The organism is Pseudomonas fluorescens group sp. PF-1, assembly GCF_054481335.1.
The window spans coordinates 208,162-225,501 of sequence record NZ_JBTMNG010000003.1 but is presented as its reverse complement, the minus strand read 5'-3'; the positions used below and the strand labels follow the sequence as shown (position 1 = coordinate 225,501).

Below are 17,340 nucleotides of genomic sequence, written 5' to 3'. Positions count from 1 at the left end.
TGGAAGGTCAACCAGGCGGATGCGAGGACGCAGATCGCCAGCCACGCGAAGATCAGCAAGCCAGCCGCCGCGATGACAATGCTCATGAGCTTTTCAGCCTGAGTTAGCAGGGCCAGCTTGGGCATACCGGAAGAGGGAATTTCTGTGGACATTGGTAGATTCCTTTTTCAATGACAAAGCCCGCGAGCTGGTCAGGCTTGCGGGCTTCTTGTGTGGGAGGAAGGATTACTTCTTGGCGTCGATGAACGGCAGGGTTCCGCCTGGGAGTACCGTGGTAGGCAGCACGCCGTTCCAGCGCTCGGCTTTGGTAAGCTCGACCAGGCCGGGGTTGCTGCCCAGGGCGCGGGCGCGGGCGTCGATGGCTTTTGCTTCCGCTTCACCGCGCAGCTGGATGCTTTCCGCTTCGGCACGTGCGGCGGCCAGTGCCGAATCCGCGGTAGCCTGGGCTTGGGTGACGACAATCCGCGCCTGGATCTGCTCAGTGGCCAGTTGCTGCTCGCGAGTCTTCACGGCAACCTCAGCGCGCATGCGTTCTTCGATCGACTTCTCGTAGGCGTCACTGAAGTCGATGTTCTCGACCTGCACACTGTCGATCACCACCGGTCCACTGATTGCGCCCTTGATTGCGGCGGCGATATCGGCAACCAGCTTGCCCCGTTGCTGTACGGCGTTGACGGCGGTGTACTGACCGAAGACGTTTTCTACCTGTGTCGGGACATGGCGGCTGATTGCCCTTGTCAGCAGGCCGTCCAGATCGGCGTAGCCCTTGTAGACCTCCGCGACCTCGCCTGCCGGCACGTGCCAGCTGACCGAGACCGACAGCGTTGCAGCCTGCTGGTCACGGCTGTACGCCTGCAAGCCGTCCCACTTGGTGGCGTTGTTCTGTATCGAGATCGCTTTGGCGCTGTCGATGAAGGGGATTTTCCAATGCAGCCCAGGATCTGCCACCTCCATAAAGGCTCCGTTGCGCAGGACTACTGCGCGCTCTTTCTCGTCGACGGTATAAAACGAACCCAGCAGCAGACCCACACCAATAACGGCCACAACGGCAATCGAGCCGAGAGCCAGGGGAGATTTGGAGGAGGATGAGAAATTGTTGAATTGCATACTGATGATCCTTGGTGGTTGGTCGGCGGATAGTTTGTTAGGTATTGGCTGAAGAATGTCCCGATTTCAGGCGGTTTTATCGCCTGAAAGCGGGCTACGCTGTTTGCGGTTGTGCGGTGTTTTTCTCCTCGGTTTCGGTCGCGTTGCATTGGCCACGCTATAGGCATGCCTGAAAAACCCAAGTCACCTCGATACGGCCGGCTACCTGGCGGATTGAGTCGTAGGGGCTGACAGCGCGAAAAAAAGGCGACACAAATGGTCGCCTGAGTTCTATGGGCCCCCGTTTAGAGGCTCTTCAACACACCCCAGTGAACTGGACGGCGATCCGCCTTTTCCAGTGCCTCCGCTGCTACCGAGGCTTGCTCGTGCGAACTCCACACGCTGTCGGAGCAACGCTCAACTCCGTGCTCCTGGTCTCGGAAAATCAGGTCAAAGGTCGGAGCTTCATACTGGTCAGAGATATCCCGCACTACAAAGCGCTCGTGCTCGAGGTGATGTGTCACGGCGGATGCGGCGCTCACAGGCATGATCCTGCTTTCAGGGGAGCTGAGGATGCAGACCCCGAGGGGACTCCCAGCTGCTCCGCCGAACCGTCGCGCTCTGGTTGGGAGATGGACGTTTCTATGTTGCAGCGACCGATCTCAATTCCAAGCTCATTGCTGGCCTGTTGGGAGAGATCTTGCAAAGCATCCTCAACAGCTAATTCGAGCTTGGCCTTCAGTCGAGAAAGCGCTTGTGGTGAGCCAGTAACTCCAATGGCCAGGCTGAGGGTAAGTCCAGCCTGATGCCGGGCTTGGGGCGTGACGACCTGCATAAATGGTTCTCCGTATAGGTTGATCTGCCTCCTTCTCTCACGATCGTTGAGAATCCCAAGATCCAACCGCGTGTTGGCATGAGCAAAGTCCCTGTAGTTTTGGGGGTTAGTAAGGCGTTTCGTGGGGGTGTTTCGACAAATGGGCGGTGAGCACTTGCTTACTGAAGTCGGTCAGGATTTCAGGAGCAAGAACGGAACCGGTGATTGCGGCGGCGGGGCGAAAAATCCTCTTGCCGGAGGCCGTGAGCCAATCGAACACCATGAAGTGTTGGTGGGCTCCAGTTTTGAGAGCCGGCAGCGCCTGCCAGGTCATAGTTGAGCTTGCGTATAGCGACAGCGCTGATATGACGGTTTGCGACTCCCGAGCATTGCGGCTCTGCTACGGCAGAGCGTCATAGGCGCTGAGGGTCGCGCCGAGAACATCAGCGGGCTGAAGTCCGTCAAGATTCTTCAGATCCTCACCGCCCTGCATTGCTCGGTAGCCATCCAGCGTCAGCTGACCAACGAGCCGGGGACCAGCAACCAGGTTGTATGAGTACAGCCAGAATCCAACGGCATTTCGTGCACCGGCTGCTTCGTCATCGATAACCCAGCTTGCATCGCGCAGCGACTCGGCAAACTTGCGAGCACGCGCCTTTCCTACGTCATCCATCTATGGCTCCTATCTTTTGGCCTGCGTCGACGCCTGTGCGAAAGCTCAGGCACTGTCGAGCACAGTCGCACGCCGGCCGGAAAACCCAAGTCGAGATGCGAGCATCAGGAAGAGCCTGTATCGGCGCATTGGCAGGAAAAAATATCCGTCTCAATCAGGCTGCGCTCTGTTGCCGTCTCCATTCCACGGATCGAGCACCTGGCTTGGGTTATTTCGAAGCGATGGTTTCCTACCTGTAGTTCTTACAGCGGGAAACCTCGATGCAGCTCCGACCCTACCAACAACAGCAGGATTTTGAACTCCGCAAGGGCATAAGCCTTGGCGCGATCATTCAGATGCTGATGAGTCCTACGGGCTCCGGTAAGACAGAGGTGGCCAAGCACATCATTGCCGGTGCGCAGGCGAAGAACCGGAGGGCCTGGTTCATCGTCGACAGCGTGAAGCTGCTCGATCAGACGCTTGAGCGGTTCCACAAAGATGGATTGGTCGCCGGTGCGATTCAGTCAGACCATCCCTGCACTGACTATCGAAAACCCATCCAGGTCGCAACGATCCAGAGCTTGCGTCCGCGCCTGGACTACATGCTCAACCACCACAAACCACACCTTGTTCTCATTGACGAGGCGCATGTCATCCACGAAGCCCATATTGAGCTGATCACGTGGTGCCGGCGGAACAAGGTGCCAGTTATCGGGCTCAGTGCTACCCCTTGGCGGCGAGGCCTGGGCCGCATCTTTGACAGACTGGTCAACTGCATCTCCCTTTCCGAGCTGACAGACCAAGGTTTCCTTGTCCCTACACAGTGCTACGCGCCCTCCGTGCCTTCGCTGAAGGGGGTGAGCACGAAGCCGAATGGTGACTGGATCGAGGACGAGCTTGCCACGGTCATGGGTGACGCCAAGCTGCTTGGTGACGTGGTAACGCACTGGAAAGAACTGGGTGAAAACCGCAAAACGATGGTTTTCGCCTGCAACGTCCAGCATTCCAAGAAGCTCGCTGCTGAGTTTTTAAAAGCTGGGGTTGCCGCAGCTCATATCGATGGCTATATGCCTCCGCATGAGACCGAGGAGATCTTGCGCCAGTACAAGGCGGGCAAGATAAGGGTCTTGGTCTCAGTGGCTATGCTGATCAAGGGGTTTGATGACCCCTCGACCAGTTGCCTCGTGATAGCGCGGCCTACCAAGTCCCTGATGCTTCACTACCAGATGATTGGCCGCGGGCTGCGACTCTCGCCTGAAACTGGAAAAATCGACTGCATTATCATTGACCACTCCGGGAACCTCTTGCTTAACGGGAAGCCAACGGACGAGGTGCCCGATGCCATGGACAATGGGGAAGGGGAGCGTCTTGACCGCCGCCCGCAGGACAAAGGCGATCAGGAGAAAAAAACCAAGCCATGTCCGAAGTGCAGCTTTGTTTTCAGCGGATTGCTCTGTCCGAAGTGTGGCAATGAAATCGTAATACCGGATGGGGTGGCGGTGGCCACCGGCAAACTGGTGAAGCTAGACGATCGACGCAAAGTGCTCGGGCCGACCAGTAAACAGCACACTTTCTGTGAGCTGCTTGGGTACGCCCGTGAGACCGGCAAGAAAGACGGGTGGGCTCAGTACGCATACCAGGCATACATGAAAGAGCTGCCAGATCGCGCATGGATCGGTACCGTGCAACCCAAACCACCGAGTGAAGACATGAAAAGCTGGGTGAAGGGCTATAACGTCCGTCGCGCCAAAAGCAAACGCCGATTCGGGTGAACCGGCGGCTTGGGATTATCCAGAGCCATGTTTCACTGCTTTCAGCTGGGACTTAACACCCATGCGATTTTTCAACAACCAAGGATTGACATCCTCCCCCGGCTTAAACGCCGGGGATTCCCTCTCCAGGACGCTCATGCCCGAGCGCGAGAATGTTCCTGGCCGCGTTCACGTCGCGGTCGTGAGTGACACCGCACTCACAGATCCATTCTCTTATTCCAAGCCCTGCGATACCTCTCGGCCTGCTGTCGGGCAATGCACCGCAACAGCTACAGGTTTGGGTGGTGTACGCCTCGTTCACAACCCTGAAGACGATGCCTGCGTGCGCGCATTTGTAGGCCAGCATTGTTTTCAGTTGACCCCAGCCGGCATCGAGCACCGACTTGGCCATCTTGGTTTTGACGAGTTTCTGCGAGCTGACATCGCCCACGATGATCGTGTTGCAGCGCTCGACCAGCGAGCGGCTGAATTTGTGTAAGGCATCCTTGCGCCGGTTGGCTATCTTGGCGTGGATTGCCCGCACGCGAGCCTTCTTGCCGGCACGCTGGGCGCTGGCCAGCTTGGGCTCCAGGTCGCGGTAGAAACGCCCATTCTCCAGCCGCTGCCCGTCGCTACAGGTGGCCACGTCCTTCAGGCCCAGGTTGATGCCTACTACCCCTTGCCCCGTCGATAGCTGGGTCTCCAGCTCGACGACCACATTGAAATACCAGCGGCCTCGGGCGTCTTCGCTGAAGCTGCCGGAGCGGAGGCGGTACTGGCCCAGCCCGTAGCTGTCCCAGACCTTGAAGCATCTGCCATTGTGGAACACCTGGCCGTTCTTCCAGCTCGCTGCGCCGGATTTGAACGGAATCCAGCCGAGCGAGCGGCGAACACCGATCGATTTACGCCAGCTCAGCCGGGCCTTCTTGAACTGCCGGCGGCGCGTGGCGTATTCCCGCGACACTTCCTGCAATGTCTGCGAGTGCAGGCCCAGTTCCTTGCTTGCGCCCTGGGTATAGCGATCTAAGTCGTAGGCCGACAGAAAGACCCCGCGCTCACGGATCGAGCGATGGCTGAGTTCGTTCAGGTAGTTCCAGACGAAATTCACCTGCCGGGCCATCTGGCGCAGCAGCTGAGTGTGTTTGTCTCGAACGCGAACCTGGAGGGTCTTGGTGTGCTTCATGTCGGCAGCGTGCCATAGCTCTGGAATAACCCAAGGTGAGCCATCGCTATTCTCCGGCCGCCCCGATCTAGGGCGGCGTCTGCGTAATTCAGACCAAAAAACCGCCCGAAACCAGACCTTTCCCCGCGACCTGCATGAAACGATCTCCTCACCTAAGGAGACTCACATGCCCAGCGAAAAATATCTTCCGGCGATATGCCGATCACCACTCATTGACTACCTGGCAGGCATCGGCTCGCACGCGGTCATGATTCTGACGTTCAGGCACAGCGGCGAAGAGCTGCGCTCGATGTCCAGTCGTCACGCTGCCGGCTTGATGGCAGTAGCGGTTGGCATGGTCGTCGCCTGTACCCACCTCGCCCCGAGCTCCAGCTCCACGCATAGCTTGGCGCTTTACACACTATTTCCCCTCCTCATAGCAGCAGCAGCCTTACGCACCTTCGGAATGCATGCCGTTGCAGGGTATGCGACGTTCCTGGTGGTGACAGAGCCGGTAGCCCTGGTTGTTCGCCATCTCCCAATGGGCGACCTGATTGATGCCGTGTTTTCGTTCTGGTGCTTAGCAGCGCTGTCTGTCTACGGCGGCAAATGTGCAAAAAACAGAATGGAGTCGCCTCAATGAAGTCGACCGCAGAACAGCTCCCCATCATCGAATACCAAGGTGACCATCTGGTGGTGAAGGCCTATGCCGGGTGCGGCAAGACGACAACGCTTGTTGCCTACGCCAACCATCACAGCCACTTGCGCATGCTCTATCTGGCGTACAACCGCGCTATCCGGGATGAAGGCGCGGAGAAGTTTCCGAAAAACGTAGTGTGCAAGACATCCCACCAGTTGGCCTGGCCGCAGTTTGGCCGACACTATCAGCACAAGCTCGGGAACATCCGTCTGACGGATGCTGCCGGGCTCCTCAAAACACGGAACTGGGGAGATGTTCGAGACGCTATCGCTGTGCTCAATGCCTACCTTTCGAGCGCTGACGAAGAAATCAGTGAGGCGCATTATTTTGCTGCGCTCAGCGAGGAAGAGGCAGCGGAGCACGGAGCCGATCACCTCGACCGGACGATAAATTCTGCCCAGAAACTCTGGGACGAGATGATCGATACCGAGAGCAAATTCCCCTGCCAGCATGACGCATACCTGAAGCTCTTCCAGCTCAGTAATCCCCAGCTGCCGTATGACGTGATCCTTTTCGATGAGGCGCAGGACAGTAACCCCGTAACTGCCTCCCTGGTCGCTGGTCAGAAGGCGAGGAAGATATTTGTCGGCGACAAATGGCAGCAGATCTACCGTTGGCGAGGGGCTGAGAACGCACTTGATACGCAGATTGTGCAGGGCGCGGCGTCGATGTTCTTGACCAACTCGTTCCGGTTCGGGCCGATGATTGCCGGCGTAGCCAATGCGATCCTCAAACAGCAAGGGGAAACACGTCCCCTGGTTGGGTTTGGTGCCCGCGACAAAGTGACGACATCGCTGCCCTCTGGATGTAACCACTACACCGTGCTCAACCGCACGGTGATCGGCGTGATCATGACGGCCATTGATGCTGTATCTGACGGCCAAGTTGTCTACTGGAACGGGGGGATTGAGGCATACCAAATCTCCGACCTCGAGGATGTTTACCATCTGAAGGTCGGCCGCAAGGATGAGATCCGCAACAAGCGCCTTTTCGGGCAGTTCAGCGACTTTGGAGGGTTTGCCGAAGCGGCAGAGGAGTCGAAGGATGCCGAGATGAATCGGATGCTCAGGATACTCAAGGAGCACAACGACATTCCGAAGTTGATCTCGGCGCTACGCCGCAACTCAACAGATGATCCTCTTGATGCAGATGTGATTGTGAGCACCTGCCACCGCTCGAAGGGGCTGGAGTGGGATGTGGTTGTCTTGGAAGAAGATTTCCCAGACATCTTCGACGAAGAGAAGATCACCCCTGATCAGCGGGTTGATGAGTTGAATTTGCTCTATGTCGCAGCCACAAGAGCAAAGAAGGTGTTGGTGATCAACAGCATCACCCAGGTCGTGATCCAAAAAAGTCACGCTGAGGCCAAGCGGGAGATGGAAGCAGCAGCGGGGCAGCGCGCATGATCTACCTCTATCTCGCGCTTTTACTGGTGCCGGCCGGCGCGATTTTTGTCTGGGGTAAGCTGGTGTCACAGTTTTCGGTAAAGACGTGGATCGTCTATCGGAACACTGGAATCATCGGCGGGCCTGTACATGAAATGGCGCACGCGATTGCATGCCTGCTCTTCGGCCTGCGAATCAGGAAGCTTGCTCTATTCGCACCGGATGCAATCACTGGGCAGCTGGGCTACGTCGAGTTTTCCTACAGCCCGTTTTCTCTGCGCAACTCGATTGGTCTCCTTGTTCAGGGCATAGCGCCCTTGTTGGCCGGGGGCGCAATCGCCGTTATCTCCCTTGGCACATCATACGATCAGAGCCTTCCCGACCAGGGATTGGTGCCGTTGGTTGTCTGGATCGGCGCTGTGGCCACCGGTTCTGTTACCGCGATCGTCGACTTGGGTACTGGCTCATTGCAGGGGTTTGCTCTGGCGTTACTCGTCCTGGTTATCTCGATGCACGCCATCCCAAGCACAGCCGATACCGCCCTGGGTCTCAAGGGATTCGCGATCATCGCGGTCGCTTTCGGCGGATTAATTTTCTTGCTCCAGATGATCCCATTCCAAGGAGAAGGCGTAGCAATGGCGTTCATCATCAAGGCAGCGGATCTGGGGACGCGCTATCTCGAGATCGGCATGTGGCATGCACTCAACGGCGCGGTGACGGTGGTGACCCTATCTGTAGTAGCGAGCTTAGTGCTGATCCTGCTCCCAGCGTTTTTCTTCCATCTAAAATCCTTCTGGGATGGAGCCCGTGGCCATGTTTGAGCACTTATGGTGCATGCAATCGCGGGTGCATTAGGCCCGAGCAATTCACGAAGTCAAGGAAATTATATGCCCAAGTTTCTTAACACCAGCGCTACCAATTACTACCTGGAGGAGCTGATCAAGAACGCCAAAGAGCGGCTGATCCTGATCAGCCCGTTCCTCAAAATCAATGATCGCATCCGCGAGCTGCTGGAAGACAAAAACCGCATGAAGATTGACGTGCGGATCGTCTACGGCAAGAGCGAGCTCAACCCTCAGGAAATTAACTGGCTCAAGGCCCTGACCTTCGTTCGCACGAGCTTCTGCAAGAATTTGCATGCCAAGTGCTACCTCAACGAAGAAGTGGCCATCATCACGAGCCTCAACCTCTACGAGTTCAGCCAGGTCAATAACAACGAGATGGGCATCCTGCTGACCCGGGAGGCTGACTCGGAGTGCTACCGCGATGCCTACGACGAGGCTCAGCGTATTGTCCGTGTAAGCGATGAGGTGCGTATTGCAATGGAAATGGTCGTCAAGGTCGAAGGCGGTGGCGCTGCTGCTCAGGCAGCATCGGCATCGACCGATGAGGCTGATGGTGGTTCAGGCGCTATGGCCAAGCTCACCTCTGCAAAGTTGGCTGCAAAAATGGGCATCAAGACGAAAGACCTGATGGATCGGCTTGTTGCGGGGGGATACCTCGAGCTTCGAGATACCATGCATTACCTGACAGACCTTGGTAAATCCGCAGGTGGCGAGTTCCGGAAGGGGCCTGGCGGTTTTTACTTTTTATGGCCGTTTGATTTTGATTTTTGACGCTTGTGTCGAGGCCCGACCGGCACGGAAAGCAAGCCTGAATGCCATGGAATTCCTCACCTGATGTGAGCCGGCCCAGAAGCACGATAAGCGAGCCGCCCAAGGCTGACTAAGGGCGGCTTTTCTTTCTCCTCCGGGCCTGCTTGACCGCAAATTTGCGTGATCCCAGAGGGTTGCAGGCATCCCTGTAAATAGGCATCATGGCCCTACCGAAAGGTGCGTAAGCTGCGCGCTATTGCAGCTCAAGAACCCTCACAGTCCCGATCGGGGCTGTTCAAGTAAGCATAAGTCCGTCTGACCTATGCTACCCCCCAGAATCAACCATCCACGCATGAGCGTAGATGTTTGTCCGTGCCTGGCACGGGTCGTTAGCTGCGACTCTAATCAGCTTAAAAACCTACCCATGCGGGGAAACCCGTATGGGATTTCTCCGCTCTGAAAACTGGAGTTGAGAATATGAGCAATACCAACGAAGTCGTTAATCTGACCAAGTTTAAAACTACCCGTGAACTCGAAGCCTTCGGGGTTCGTAATCTTACGAGTTGGAAGGAATTTCAGGAGATTCGTAATCTCCTTTTCTTCCCGGTGTTGCCGACCAAGGAAAGTGTTGCAAAGCGCGTTGAGCGTCTTGCCGAAATTGCCCTTGCTGAAGCAAAAAAATCTGGCACAACTACCGTTCTGGTCAGTTGCCCGCCATGGATGATGCATTCGCTGTGTGCCGAGCTGGTTTATCACGGGCTCACACCAGTCGTAAGCTTCACCAAAAAAACCAGTGAAGACAGCCTGTCTGTGATTGATCTGGTAGTTGCTGCGTAAACCTGCACAAAATAAACCGCCCACTGGGGGAGTCTTCCCCTATGGGGATTCTCCTTTTCTTGGGCAACTGCTTTCGAGAACGGAGAATATAAAATGCAATTCAATGCAAAAGTTGAGATGAAAGAGTTCGGCTTCAATACCAACGCGCAAGCGCCAGGTTTTGCAGAAGGACACCAGTGGATGCATCACGTCGCGCCGAAGAAGAAGTATTTTTTCCGCGAGATGCTGGTCAAGCCGTTCATGAGTTGGCTCTACGCTCCGTTTGGGGATAGCTGCATGCTCCTCGGCCCAACTGGATCGGGTAAGTCTTCGCTCGTAGAGCAAGTCACTGCCCATCTTAATTGGCCCTGCATCACCGTTTCGGCACATAGTCGGATGGAAATGCCGGAGCTTACTGGTTACAACCTGCCTGTCACTGATCCGGTGAGCGGCGACCTGAACACGAAGTTTGTGGATGGGCCGCTGACCCAAGCAATGCGTAATGGGTTTGTGTTCGTGCTCGATGAGTACGACACGCTTGATCCGGCAGTAACTGTAGGTCTGCACGCTGTCATGGAGGGGAGACCCTTGGTGATTGCGGAAAACAATGGTGAGGTTGTGAAGCCTCATGCCAACTTCCGGTTTGTCGCTTGCGGCAATACGGCGGGACAGGGTGATGCATCGGGAGTACATGCTGGCACCATGCAGCAGAACCTGGCATCGCTGGATCGCTTCCGAGTGTTTGAGGTTCCGTACCTTGAGGCTGATAACGAAGTAGCAACTTTGATATCTGCTTTGCCAATGCTTCCGAAAGAGATGGCGAAAAACATGGTGAAGGTTGCGAACTCCATTCGTAATCAACATCAAGGGTTAGGTGGTAATTACCTAAGCGTCACGATGTCCACTCGGACATTGCTTCGCTGGGGGCGTATCTCTTGTGGATACACTCACCAGGGCGCGGCTAATCCGCTTCAACTTTCGCTGGATGAATCGCTGCTCAATCGCTGCGATTTAGTTCAGAAGACAGCAATTCGTAAGATCGCCCAGAGTGTCTTTGGTGGCGATTGGAAAGTTGCTGTGTAAAAACCCTAAGGGGGAATCTCCCCCACCGGGCGCGATTCCCCCTTTTTCATGCATGTGAGAAAGGAGAATCGTGAAATGTCCATTCAACAGAATGAGATCAAAATCCTAGACCAACTACTGCTGGTCGATCTTTCCGGTATCCATCTGTGGACTGCTCGGAAAAAGCTTAAACCTGAAATGCTGGAGGGGAAGATTCCTCCTGCTATTTTGGCTTCACTCGGCTCGATGCGTGTAATCGACCCGGAGAAGCTGAAACCGTTTGAGAAGATCAAGCGGCAGGCTACAAAGGTGGTGGAAGAGTGTGGTGTGCGGTTCCTCGGTGGCTATGCAGTTTCCCAGGACAAGATCCAGGAGGTTGTTGACCGACTGGAAGCGCTCAAATCGCAATTCTACGACTTGAAAAACAACTTTCTCCCTAACTACGAACGCTGGATCACTGAGTGGATCGACAAGGGCTGGGAGAAGCAAGAATGGCGTGATGCTATCCGCACCTCGGTGACACCGAAGGCGCAGGTAGATGCAGGGATGCATTTTGGGTACGCGGCATGCCGTGTTTCCCCTGATGGCGACAAGCACCTCTCTAACACGCTGGGTACGCAGGTCCGTGGTTTGTCAGATCAGCTGTACGCTGAGACGGCAGATACAGCCGAGCGCTTGCTTGAAACAGGCTTGGCCACTCGTGGCCATGTCACACAAACGACGCTGAACACTGTTCGGAAGATCAACGCCAAGCTTCGCGGCCTGATGTTCCTGTCCAGTGAGGTCAAAGCCCTAACCGAACACATTGAGGAAGTCCTTGCGGCTCTCCCCAAGTCCGGGGTGGTTAATGGCTCTCAGTACAACAGCGTTGTAGCCCTTGTGTCGGCCCTTTCTGATGAGGACTCGATCAAGCGGCTGATCAAAAACCTGAACATTGCCAACGGTCATGAAGATGCATCGATGGCCTTCGTTCCAGCATTGCCTTCAGTTGAAACCGAGGCCCCGGCCGGTGTTGAAACAGAGGCTCCTACAGCAGTTGAGATCGAGGCCCCGGCCGAGACTGTCGCTGTTGTTGCTGTACCTGATGCTGAAGTACCCGCGGATGCCGTAACGATGGTCGAGGAAGAGCTGAGCGCAAGCGTAGCTACTCCGAGTTGTCACGACAGCATCAACGAAGTACCAGCAACACCCGAGGTTGTTGAACCAGCTGAATCCGTTCCAGTGGAGCAGTCTGAAGAACCCCTCGTAATCAATCCGTCCGAACCCGATATGCCCTTCGGCACCTTCTGGTTCTGACATCACACACAAACCCCGCGTGGGAGTAGCCCTCCTCGCGGGGTTACTCCTTTTCGCGGTGGCGAGAAAGGAGATAAACGATGAGCAATCAATCCCTGGTCGGCACTCTGCCGATCTATGCACAGCACCTTGCCGAGCTAACTGGCGTCAAAGTGCACGTTGAGGGTATCCAGGCTAAGACAGATGGAAAAAACGTATTTGTCCCCTTCACCGAGGACGATCTGCCGCTGTCCTTCGGGTACATCGCACATGAATGCTCCCATGTCCGCAACACAGACATGGGCTGCTTTCGCGACTCATGCCCGACACCCTTCCGCAAGAATCTGCTGAACATTCTTGAGGACATCCGCATTGAACGATTGAGCATGGATCAGTACCCAGGTACTGAGTCGGACATCCGCTACCTGAACCGCAAGGTTCTGCTTGAGCCGTTTCGGCCTGAGCAGGTGGATGACTGCCCGGCGCTCCATGTGATTCACAACGGAATTCTCTACGGCGGTTACTGGCTACTCCAGGAACCGCAGCTTGAGGTTCCAGCAAAAGCCTACCTGGCCCGTATGGAGACCCTTCTTGGGGCTGACCTTACGGATCAGATCCTGACCCTGGTGAAGAACACCCTGACGTGCGAGAGCACAACAGATGTTCTCGCTCTGGTGGACGCGATTATCGACCTGCTGCCTTCGCAAGAGGATGAGCAGGAAGATGAGCAACCGCAGCCCGAGCAAGGCTCGGAGGGTGCTCCTCAGGACTCGCAAGAGTCGGGTGGAGGCGATCAGCAGCAGGAGCAGAAGCAAGACGGTGGTGCGGGTGCAGGTGATGAAGGCAAAGAGGAGGGGCAACCCGAATCCAAGCAGGAAACATCTGATGGAGGCCAGTCCGGCTCCGAGCCGCAAGACCAATCCCAACCAAGTAGCGGCAGCAATGCCGGCGACGATGGCCAAGAAACCTCGCAGTCCAGCAATGGCAGCGGCAAACCTTCCCCAGAAGCCAGCAACCTGCGCGAGCAGGCCAAGGATGCAACCGAAGCCGACCTGAAAGGGTTGATCTCGGAAGTTGGCGACAAGGCGGGTGAGTTGCTAGGCCGTAAGGCAGTGCGCGACGGTAATCCGCTCCGACCATTCTCTCTGGATGGGAGGGGGAGGAACCGATCCGATCAAGCGAGCGTCCGCCGTGTGCAATTGGGCATCGAGCAATCTGCCGGTCTACGACAGTGCCTTAATGGGCTGTTACAGGCGCAGGTTGATTGCCGTGTTCGGCTGAAGCGGCAGGGCAAGAGGATCGACACTGGCCGTATCGCCATGATGAAAGGCGGCGAAACGCGGGTGTTTAGAAGTAAGTCTCGAGCAGAGCGTCAGTCTGCATCAATCCAGATTCTTCTCGACAAGTCGGGGAGTATGAAGTCTGCGATGGATCAGGCCGAAGCCGCAGTCTATGCGGTGCTAAGCGCGCTGGAGGGACTTCCGCTGGTGACAACCGGCGCGATGTCGTTTCCCAACAAGGCAAACGATGGCGTTGAGCGCTGCGCACTGATCAAGAGCCCGAAAGAGCGATTGATCAGGGCGGTAAGCGAAGGTGGCTTTGGTGTGATGTCGGAGGGCGGTACGCCTCTTGCGCAAGCACTGTGGCCGGCTGCTGTTGAAGTTCTTCGTGCGAAGGGCGAGAAGAAGATTCTTTTCGTCATAACGGATGGGGAACCGAACGCAGGTACTACTCATGCAGCGAAAGAGTTTATTCAGCGGTGTGAGGTCAGCGGCATCGAAGTGATTGGACTTGGTTTCGGAAGTGCCAATGAGCACATCCTGAAAGCATTGTTCAGCCAATACCGTGCTGTTGGGGAGGTTGCGAATCTCAAGAACTCGCTCTTTGAGCTTGTTCGCGAAGCATTAGCTGCCTGACAAATAACCATTCAACCCACTAGGGGCTTTCCCTAGTGGGAGGCCTCTGTCGGTTTGAGGAGGTCTGAAATGGAAAATACTGCGACTGCGTTGCCCTTGCTGGATCTGTTTGGGGAACAAGTAATTATTCAGCGCCGCTCGTTTGAGCGGAGACCACGGAGAAAGGCAAGCCATGCGCGAGTCTTTCAACTTGGATTTCTCGACATTCTGGAAATGTCAGACGCTGAGTTGGAAGCCCTGCGGACACGAGACGAAATCACCGATGATTACGTTGAGTGGATGCGGGAATACCTGCTGAAAATCACTCTGAGGCAGATCATTCATCCTCAGCTCAGTGAGCAGAATTGGCGCGAAGCAATGGATTGGGTACTTTCGGACGAAGTTCATCCGTTTAGCTTCCGAGTCTGTTGTGAAGCAATGATGTGCGACTTCGAAGATGTTCGCGCTACCACATTGAAAATCGCAGCCAAAGAACTGGTTAAGTAAATAGAAGCCCGATAGGGGGAAAGCCCCCTACGGGCTTTCTCCCTTTCTGCGTTTCGTAGAAATGGAGAATCAGATGAATGCTTATAAGGATGCCCAGGCCGGCGAAGCCAGGACGTTCGTTACTCGTAACGATCAGGTGGTCAAGCTAGTTGAAAGGCTGCTGAAACGCGCTGCCGGCGTTCTCGTCGAGAAGGTTTGCCGCAAGGCTATGACGGAAGGCGAGCTTCAGGTTGTAAAGCAGGCGGTTGAGCGTGGCGAGCTGTACAAGGTTTTCAGCCTTGTTCGTCCGGCTGCTGACCAAATGCGACGTGTGGACAGCAAGAACATTTACTGGGACTGGATTGATGCCTTCGGGAGCTATTCGGACGCAGTTGGCTCTTGCTGGCCATACATGAGCCAGGAGCGAAGAGCGTACGCTCTGCTGCACGCTGAAGAGCTGGCCAACGCAATCTGCAAATAACCCTACCGGGGAACCCCGGCGGGGTTCTCCATGAAAATGGAGATGAAAATGCACCGGTTTGTTGAAGAAAAGATGGCAAAAGCCGCGCCTGTTCCATGCGACTTCATCCTTGGCGATACCGTGACGGTGACAAATGGATACGGAGTCGAAATCCAGGGAAAGAAAATCCTTGGATTCGTCCGGGAGATCGATCCTGAGTTTCGCCCTGATGCATTCGTTTTTCTGGATTGGGATTGCTACTGGTTCCCGGTTTCGCCAGAAAAATTGAAGCTCGAAAGCAGATATTCAGGACTCTAAAAAACACAACCCAAGGGGGAGAAATCCCCCGCGGGGCTTCTCCCTGCATGGATGTATGGAGAAGTCGATGAACGCGATCCTCGAAGCTGCTCGTTTGCAAGGCCAGGCCTCGATAAGCCGTAAGGCTTGGGTAACCAAAGGGGGCACAAAGGTTCACCTATGGGAGCTGTCATCAGGGGGCGTCATCCTCCTGAAGCACTCGCGGGGAGAAGGTTTTTTCCAGCCGATAAAGCTGGAGGAGCCAATGGAGATGGTTGTTGACCGTTTCCGGAATAAATGCGGCCACAAGGTGTTCTCACCTAATGGGCTATGAGTGTGAAAGGGTGGCCTTCGGGTCACCCTTTTTTTTGGTTCGCCATCTTGTTAAAGGGCATCGGTTTGGTATCATCGCAGGCATAGAGCGGGCCTCAGGTCGAGCTCTCAAGAACCCCTCCAGCACAGAGCCCTCTGTGCTTAGAACTTAGCGCCATGCATGAGCATGTCCGCCAAGGCCTGAAACGTGTATGCGTTCAGGCAGTGTTCTCATCATGTATGTGATGAGTCACAAAAAGCAGAGCCACGCTTTCAAACCGGCTTAAAAATAGCACTCAAATTATCGACATCCAGGCAACTGGATATTGGTTTTTCTGCGTGCATAAAAAACCCGCAGCGGGGAGATTACTTCCCGCCAGGGTGGTTCTCCGTCTGCATCTTTTGCTAACGGAGAACACCATGAAAACTCTCATCGTCCTTACCGCTCTTGTTGTTGGTGGCATTCAACTTGGCTTCAAGGCGTTCGATGCAGGCGTTGAAACTGCTCAGCAGTCTCACACCGCAGAAATGATCAAGGCACGTCACGCGCTTTGATTCAATAAGGCTCTTGGCAAAAAGCTTTCGGTTTTACTGGAAGTCTTTGCTTCGTAAGAGGTCGTCCCGATGTTTCATGTAAACGCAATTGACGCTGTTCGCAGCGCATCATCGTTGGCAGAAAAATCGAACTTTGCCTATGCGATTTATTCGCAGGCAAATGGCTTTATTGTTGTTCTTCTAACTCAGCCGAACGGCTCGGAGTTGGAAATAATTAAACCCTGACGGGGAATCCCGTTGGGACTCCTCGTCTTTTTGAGGAGTAAAAAAGATGTACAAGAAAATACTATTCGACTGGATTAAGGCTTCACTTATGGGCGTTGGCTGTAGCTTGTTGGCAGCCGCTTTTGTTTCCATCGTTACACCAGGAACGCATCCGCTTGTCGTATCGTTCTGTCTGGTGCTTGGCGTGGTAATGATGATCGCCGATTTGGTGGTATCCTTGATTACAGCGATGAGCAATCCGAAAGGAGAATGAAATGGACTCGATGCAGATGCTTGTTTACGCAATCGTAGGCGTTGTCGGTGCTTTGGCCCTAACCGGCGTGATCGGTTATGTGGTCGCTGACCGTCTCGACAAGAAGCACGGCACGAACATCAAGGCCCACTGAGCCTTCCCTCAGGGGTTGGCCCAGTGAACGGATTCAAGTCTAGCTTCGGCTAGACCGCTGCGTGGTCACCCTCCGTGGGTGATCCACCAGAGCCCTTCCGTGTGAAGGGCTCTGGGGATCACCCACACCTGGAGAGTTGAACATGACCGCAGCAAACGCACTATTCTGCCAAGAACTCAAAGAACTGATGGTCGAGTCTGGACGGGTGTTCAAAGTCCCCGAGCAGATCGCCAGAACTGTTTCGTCCTCCGATCCGGATACCCGGTTCGTTAAATCATGGGCGGTGATTCATCGCTTGATCCCGAGTGATGGCCAGGTCTTAGTAGTGCCTGAGGCATGATCAAAAACACAGCGAGCCCCGGCCGGTGACCCCACCAGCCGGGGCTTTGCTTTTTCAGGCGATTTTGTTGCCTGAAACCGCGCCAT

Annotated in this window: 23 protein-coding genes; 17 read left to right on the top strand and 6 right to left on the bottom strand. The window is 55.3% G+C overall.

Annotation, left to right across the window (positions count from 1 at the left end; all coding sequences use genetic code 11):
* Positions 1-225: 225 nt before the first annotated feature.
* The 5 genes from ACX3YD_RS32950 to ACX3YD_RS32930 form a co-directional block, all read right to left on the bottom strand.
* Complete coding sequence (locus ACX3YD_RS32950) at positions 226-1,107, bottom strand: prohibitin family protein (RefSeq protein WP_047297031.1); 882 nt, start codon at positions 1,105-1,107, stop codon at positions 226-228.
* 284 nt (positions 1,108-1,391) lie between these two features.
* Positions 1,392-1,628: a hypothetical protein gene (locus ACX3YD_RS32945; RefSeq protein WP_033045061.1), complete on the bottom strand. Its 237-nt coding sequence runs from the start codon at positions 1,626-1,628 to the stop codon at positions 1,392-1,394.
* Entirely contained in the window at positions 1,625-1,921 is a 297-nt protein-coding gene (locus tag ACX3YD_RS32940) for a hypothetical protein (RefSeq protein WP_047297035.1), read from the bottom strand. Before ACX3YD_RS32940 ends, ACX3YD_RS32945 begins: the two co-directional genes overlap by 4 nt.
* 106 nt (positions 1,922-2,027) lie before the next feature.
* The gene (locus ACX3YD_RS32935) at positions 2,028-2,234 is read right to left on the bottom strand and encodes a hypothetical protein (protein ID WP_458962163.1); all 207 of its coding nucleotides are present in this window, start codon (positions 2,232-2,234) and stop codon (positions 2,028-2,030) included.
* A gap of 66 nt (positions 2,235-2,300) precedes the next feature.
* Complete coding sequence (locus ACX3YD_RS32930) at positions 2,301-2,573, bottom strand: hypothetical protein (protein WP_458962162.1); 273 nt, start codon at positions 2,571-2,573, stop codon at positions 2,301-2,303.
* Positions 2,574-2,833: 260 nt separating this feature from the next.
* Here ACX3YD_RS32930 and ACX3YD_RS32925 point away from each other — a divergent pair, with 260 nt between their 5' ends.
* The gene (locus tag ACX3YD_RS32925; RefSeq protein ID WP_033045069.1) at positions 2,834-4,324 is read left to right on the top strand and encodes a DEAD/DEAH box helicase; all 1,491 of its coding nucleotides are present in this window, start codon (positions 2,834-2,836) and stop codon (positions 4,322-4,324) included.
* A gap of 103 nt (positions 4,325-4,427) precedes the next feature.
* Here the strand turns inward: ACX3YD_RS32925 and ACX3YD_RS32920 are convergent, their stop codons facing one another.
* The gene (locus tag ACX3YD_RS32920) at positions 4,428-5,486 is read right to left on the bottom strand and encodes an RNA-guided endonuclease InsQ/TnpB family protein (protein ID WP_458962161.1); all 1,059 of its coding nucleotides are present in this window, start codon (positions 5,484-5,486) and stop codon (positions 4,428-4,430) included.
* A 166-nt stretch (positions 5,487-5,652) separates the two neighbouring features.
* Here ACX3YD_RS32920 and ACX3YD_RS32915 point away from each other — a divergent pair, with 166 nt between their 5' ends.
* The 16 genes from ACX3YD_RS32915 (at position 5,653) to ACX3YD_RS32840 (ending at position 17,254) form a co-directional block, all read left to right on the top strand.
* On the top strand, positions 5,653-6,108 hold the full coding sequence (locus ACX3YD_RS32915) for a hypothetical protein (protein ID WP_028622355.1): 456 nt from the start codon (positions 5,653-5,655) through the stop codon (positions 6,106-6,108).
* Complete coding sequence (locus tag ACX3YD_RS32910; RefSeq protein WP_028622354.1) at positions 6,105-7,571, top strand: 3'-5' exonuclease; 1,467 nt, start codon at positions 6,105-6,107, stop codon at positions 7,569-7,571. The genes ACX3YD_RS32915 and ACX3YD_RS32910 overlap by 4 nt, the downstream gene beginning before the upstream one ends.
* Positions 7,568-8,371, top strand: a complete 804-nt coding sequence (locus tag ACX3YD_RS32905) for a hypothetical protein (protein WP_028622353.1) — start codon at positions 7,568-7,570, stop codon at positions 8,369-8,371. Before ACX3YD_RS32910 ends, ACX3YD_RS32905 begins: the two co-directional genes overlap by 4 nt.
* Positions 8,372-8,437: 66 nt before the next feature.
* A complete protein-coding gene (locus ACX3YD_RS32900) occupies positions 8,438-9,166 on the top strand; it encodes a phospholipase D family protein (protein WP_028622352.1) in 729 nt (242 codons plus the stop codon).
* A gap of 456 nt (positions 9,167-9,622) precedes the next feature.
* Positions 9,623-9,982 carry a hypothetical protein gene (locus ACX3YD_RS32895; protein WP_023049098.1) on the top strand — a complete coding sequence of 120 codons (360 nt, stop codon included), beginning with the start codon at positions 9,623-9,625 and terminating at the stop codon, positions 9,980-9,982.
* A gap of 93 nt (positions 9,983-10,075) precedes the next feature.
* On the top strand, positions 10,076-11,044 hold the full coding sequence (locus ACX3YD_RS32890; RefSeq protein WP_028622351.1) for an AAA family ATPase: 969 nt from the start codon (positions 10,076-10,078) through the stop codon (positions 11,042-11,044).
* 75 nt (positions 11,045-11,119) lie between these two features.
* Positions 11,120-12,319, top strand: a complete 1,200-nt coding sequence (locus tag ACX3YD_RS32885; RefSeq protein ID WP_028622350.1) for a DUF3150 domain-containing protein — start codon at positions 11,120-11,122, stop codon at positions 12,317-12,319.
* A gap of 80 nt (positions 12,320-12,399) precedes the next feature.
* Positions 12,400-14,214, top strand: a complete 1,815-nt coding sequence (locus tag ACX3YD_RS32880) for a nitric oxide reductase activation protein NorD (protein ID WP_033040889.1) — start codon at positions 12,400-12,402, stop codon at positions 14,212-14,214.
* A gap of 69 nt (positions 14,215-14,283) precedes the next feature.
* Positions 14,284-14,700, top strand: coding sequence for a hypothetical protein (locus ACX3YD_RS32875; protein WP_033040891.1), 417 nt, complete (start codon positions 14,284-14,286; stop codon positions 14,698-14,700).
* Between the two features lie 73 nt (positions 14,701-14,773).
* On the top strand, positions 14,774-15,160 hold the full coding sequence (locus ACX3YD_RS32870) for a hypothetical protein (RefSeq protein WP_013100877.1): 387 nt from the start codon (positions 14,774-14,776) through the stop codon (positions 15,158-15,160).
* A gap of 30 nt (positions 15,161-15,190) precedes the next feature.
* A complete protein-coding gene (locus ACX3YD_RS32865) occupies positions 15,191-15,457 on the top strand; it encodes a hypothetical protein (RefSeq protein ID WP_169838426.1) in 267 nt (88 codons plus the stop codon).
* Positions 15,458-15,524: 67 nt separating this feature from the next.
* Entirely contained in the window at positions 15,525-15,770 is a 246-nt protein-coding gene (locus tag ACX3YD_RS32860) for a hypothetical protein (RefSeq protein ID WP_013100879.1), read from the top strand.
* A 398-nt stretch (positions 15,771-16,168) separates the two neighbouring features.
* The gene (locus ACX3YD_RS32855; RefSeq protein ID WP_013100880.1) at positions 16,169-16,303 is read left to right on the top strand and encodes a hypothetical protein; all 135 of its coding nucleotides are present in this window, start codon (positions 16,169-16,171) and stop codon (positions 16,301-16,303) included.
* A 271-nt stretch (positions 16,304-16,574) separates the two neighbouring features.
* Positions 16,575-16,781 (top strand): hypothetical protein, encoded by a 207-nt coding sequence (locus ACX3YD_RS32850; protein WP_011077965.1) that lies wholly within the window; start codon positions 16,575-16,577, stop codon positions 16,779-16,781.
* A gap of 1 nt (position 16,782) precedes the next feature.
* On the top strand, positions 16,783-16,914 hold the full coding sequence (locus ACX3YD_RS32845; protein ID WP_255311629.1) for a hypothetical protein: 132 nt from the start codon (positions 16,783-16,785) through the stop codon (positions 16,912-16,914).
* A gap of 142 nt (positions 16,915-17,056) precedes the next feature.
* Positions 17,057-17,254 carry a hypothetical protein gene (locus ACX3YD_RS32840; protein WP_013100883.1) on the top strand — a complete coding sequence of 66 codons (198 nt, stop codon included), beginning with the start codon at positions 17,057-17,059 and terminating at the stop codon, positions 17,252-17,254.
* The last annotated feature ends 86 nt before the right edge of the window (positions 17,255-17,340 follow it).

Bases quoted from the DNA above. Each gene is read 5' to 3' on its own strand.
- ACX3YD_RS32950 (WP_047297031.1), bottom strand. From the start codon at position 1,107: ATGCAATTCAACAATTTCTCATCCTCCTCCAAATCTCCCCTGGCTCTC.
- ACX3YD_RS32940 (WP_047297035.1), bottom strand. From the start codon at position 1,921: ATGCAGGTCGTCACGCCCCAAGCCCGGCATCAGGCTGGACTTACCCTC.
- ACX3YD_RS32935 (WP_458962163.1), bottom strand. From the start codon at position 2,234: ATGACCTGGCAGGCGCTGCCGGCTCTCAAAACTGGAGCCCACCAACAC.
- ACX3YD_RS32930 (WP_458962162.1), bottom strand. From the start codon at position 2,573: ATGGATGACGTAGGAAAGGCGCGTGCTCGCAAGTTTGCCGAGTCGCTG.
- ACX3YD_RS32925 (WP_033045069.1), top strand. From the start codon at position 2,834: ATGCAGCTCCGACCCTACCAACAACAGCAGGATTTTGAACTCCGCAAG.
- ACX3YD_RS32920 (WP_458962161.1), bottom strand. From the start codon at position 5,486: ATGAAGCACACCAAGACCCTCCAGGTTCGCGTTCGAGACAAACACACT.
- ACX3YD_RS32915 (WP_028622355.1), top strand. From the start codon at position 5,653: ATGCCCAGCGAAAAATATCTTCCGGCGATATGCCGATCACCACTCATT.
- ACX3YD_RS32910 (WP_028622354.1), top strand. From the start codon at position 6,105: ATGAAGTCGACCGCAGAACAGCTCCCCATCATCGAATACCAAGGTGAC.
- ACX3YD_RS32905 (WP_028622353.1), top strand. From the start codon at position 7,568: ATGATCTACCTCTATCTCGCGCTTTTACTGGTGCCGGCCGGCGCGATT.
- ACX3YD_RS32900 (WP_028622352.1), top strand. From the start codon at position 8,438: ATGCCCAAGTTTCTTAACACCAGCGCTACCAATTACTACCTGGAGGAG.
- ACX3YD_RS32895 (WP_023049098.1), top strand. From the start codon at position 9,623: ATGAGCAATACCAACGAAGTCGTTAATCTGACCAAGTTTAAAACTACC.
- ACX3YD_RS32890 (WP_028622351.1), top strand. From the start codon at position 10,076: ATGCAATTCAATGCAAAAGTTGAGATGAAAGAGTTCGGCTTCAATACC.
- ACX3YD_RS32885 (WP_028622350.1), top strand. From the start codon at position 11,120: ATGTCCATTCAACAGAATGAGATCAAAATCCTAGACCAACTACTGCTG.
- ACX3YD_RS32880 (WP_033040889.1), top strand. From the start codon at position 12,400: ATGAGCAATCAATCCCTGGTCGGCACTCTGCCGATCTATGCACAGCAC.
- ACX3YD_RS32875 (WP_033040891.1), top strand. From the start codon at position 14,284: ATGGAAAATACTGCGACTGCGTTGCCCTTGCTGGATCTGTTTGGGGAA.
- ACX3YD_RS32870 (WP_013100877.1), top strand. From the start codon at position 14,774: ATGAATGCTTATAAGGATGCCCAGGCCGGCGAAGCCAGGACGTTCGTT.
- ACX3YD_RS32865 (WP_169838426.1), top strand. From the start codon at position 15,191: ATGAAAATGGAGATGAAAATGCACCGGTTTGTTGAAGAAAAGATGGCA.
- ACX3YD_RS32860 (WP_013100879.1), top strand. From the start codon at position 15,525: ATGAACGCGATCCTCGAAGCTGCTCGTTTGCAAGGCCAGGCCTCGATA.
- ACX3YD_RS32855 (WP_013100880.1), top strand. From the start codon at position 16,169: ATGAAAACTCTCATCGTCCTTACCGCTCTTGTTGTTGGTGGCATTCAA.
- ACX3YD_RS32850 (WP_011077965.1), top strand. From the start codon at position 16,575: ATGTACAAGAAAATACTATTCGACTGGATTAAGGCTTCACTTATGGGC.
- ACX3YD_RS32845 (WP_255311629.1), top strand. From the start codon at position 16,783: ATGGACTCGATGCAGATGCTTGTTTACGCAATCGTAGGCGTTGTCGGT.
- ACX3YD_RS32840 (WP_013100883.1), top strand. From the start codon at position 17,057: ATGACCGCAGCAAACGCACTATTCTGCCAAGAACTCAAAGAACTGATG.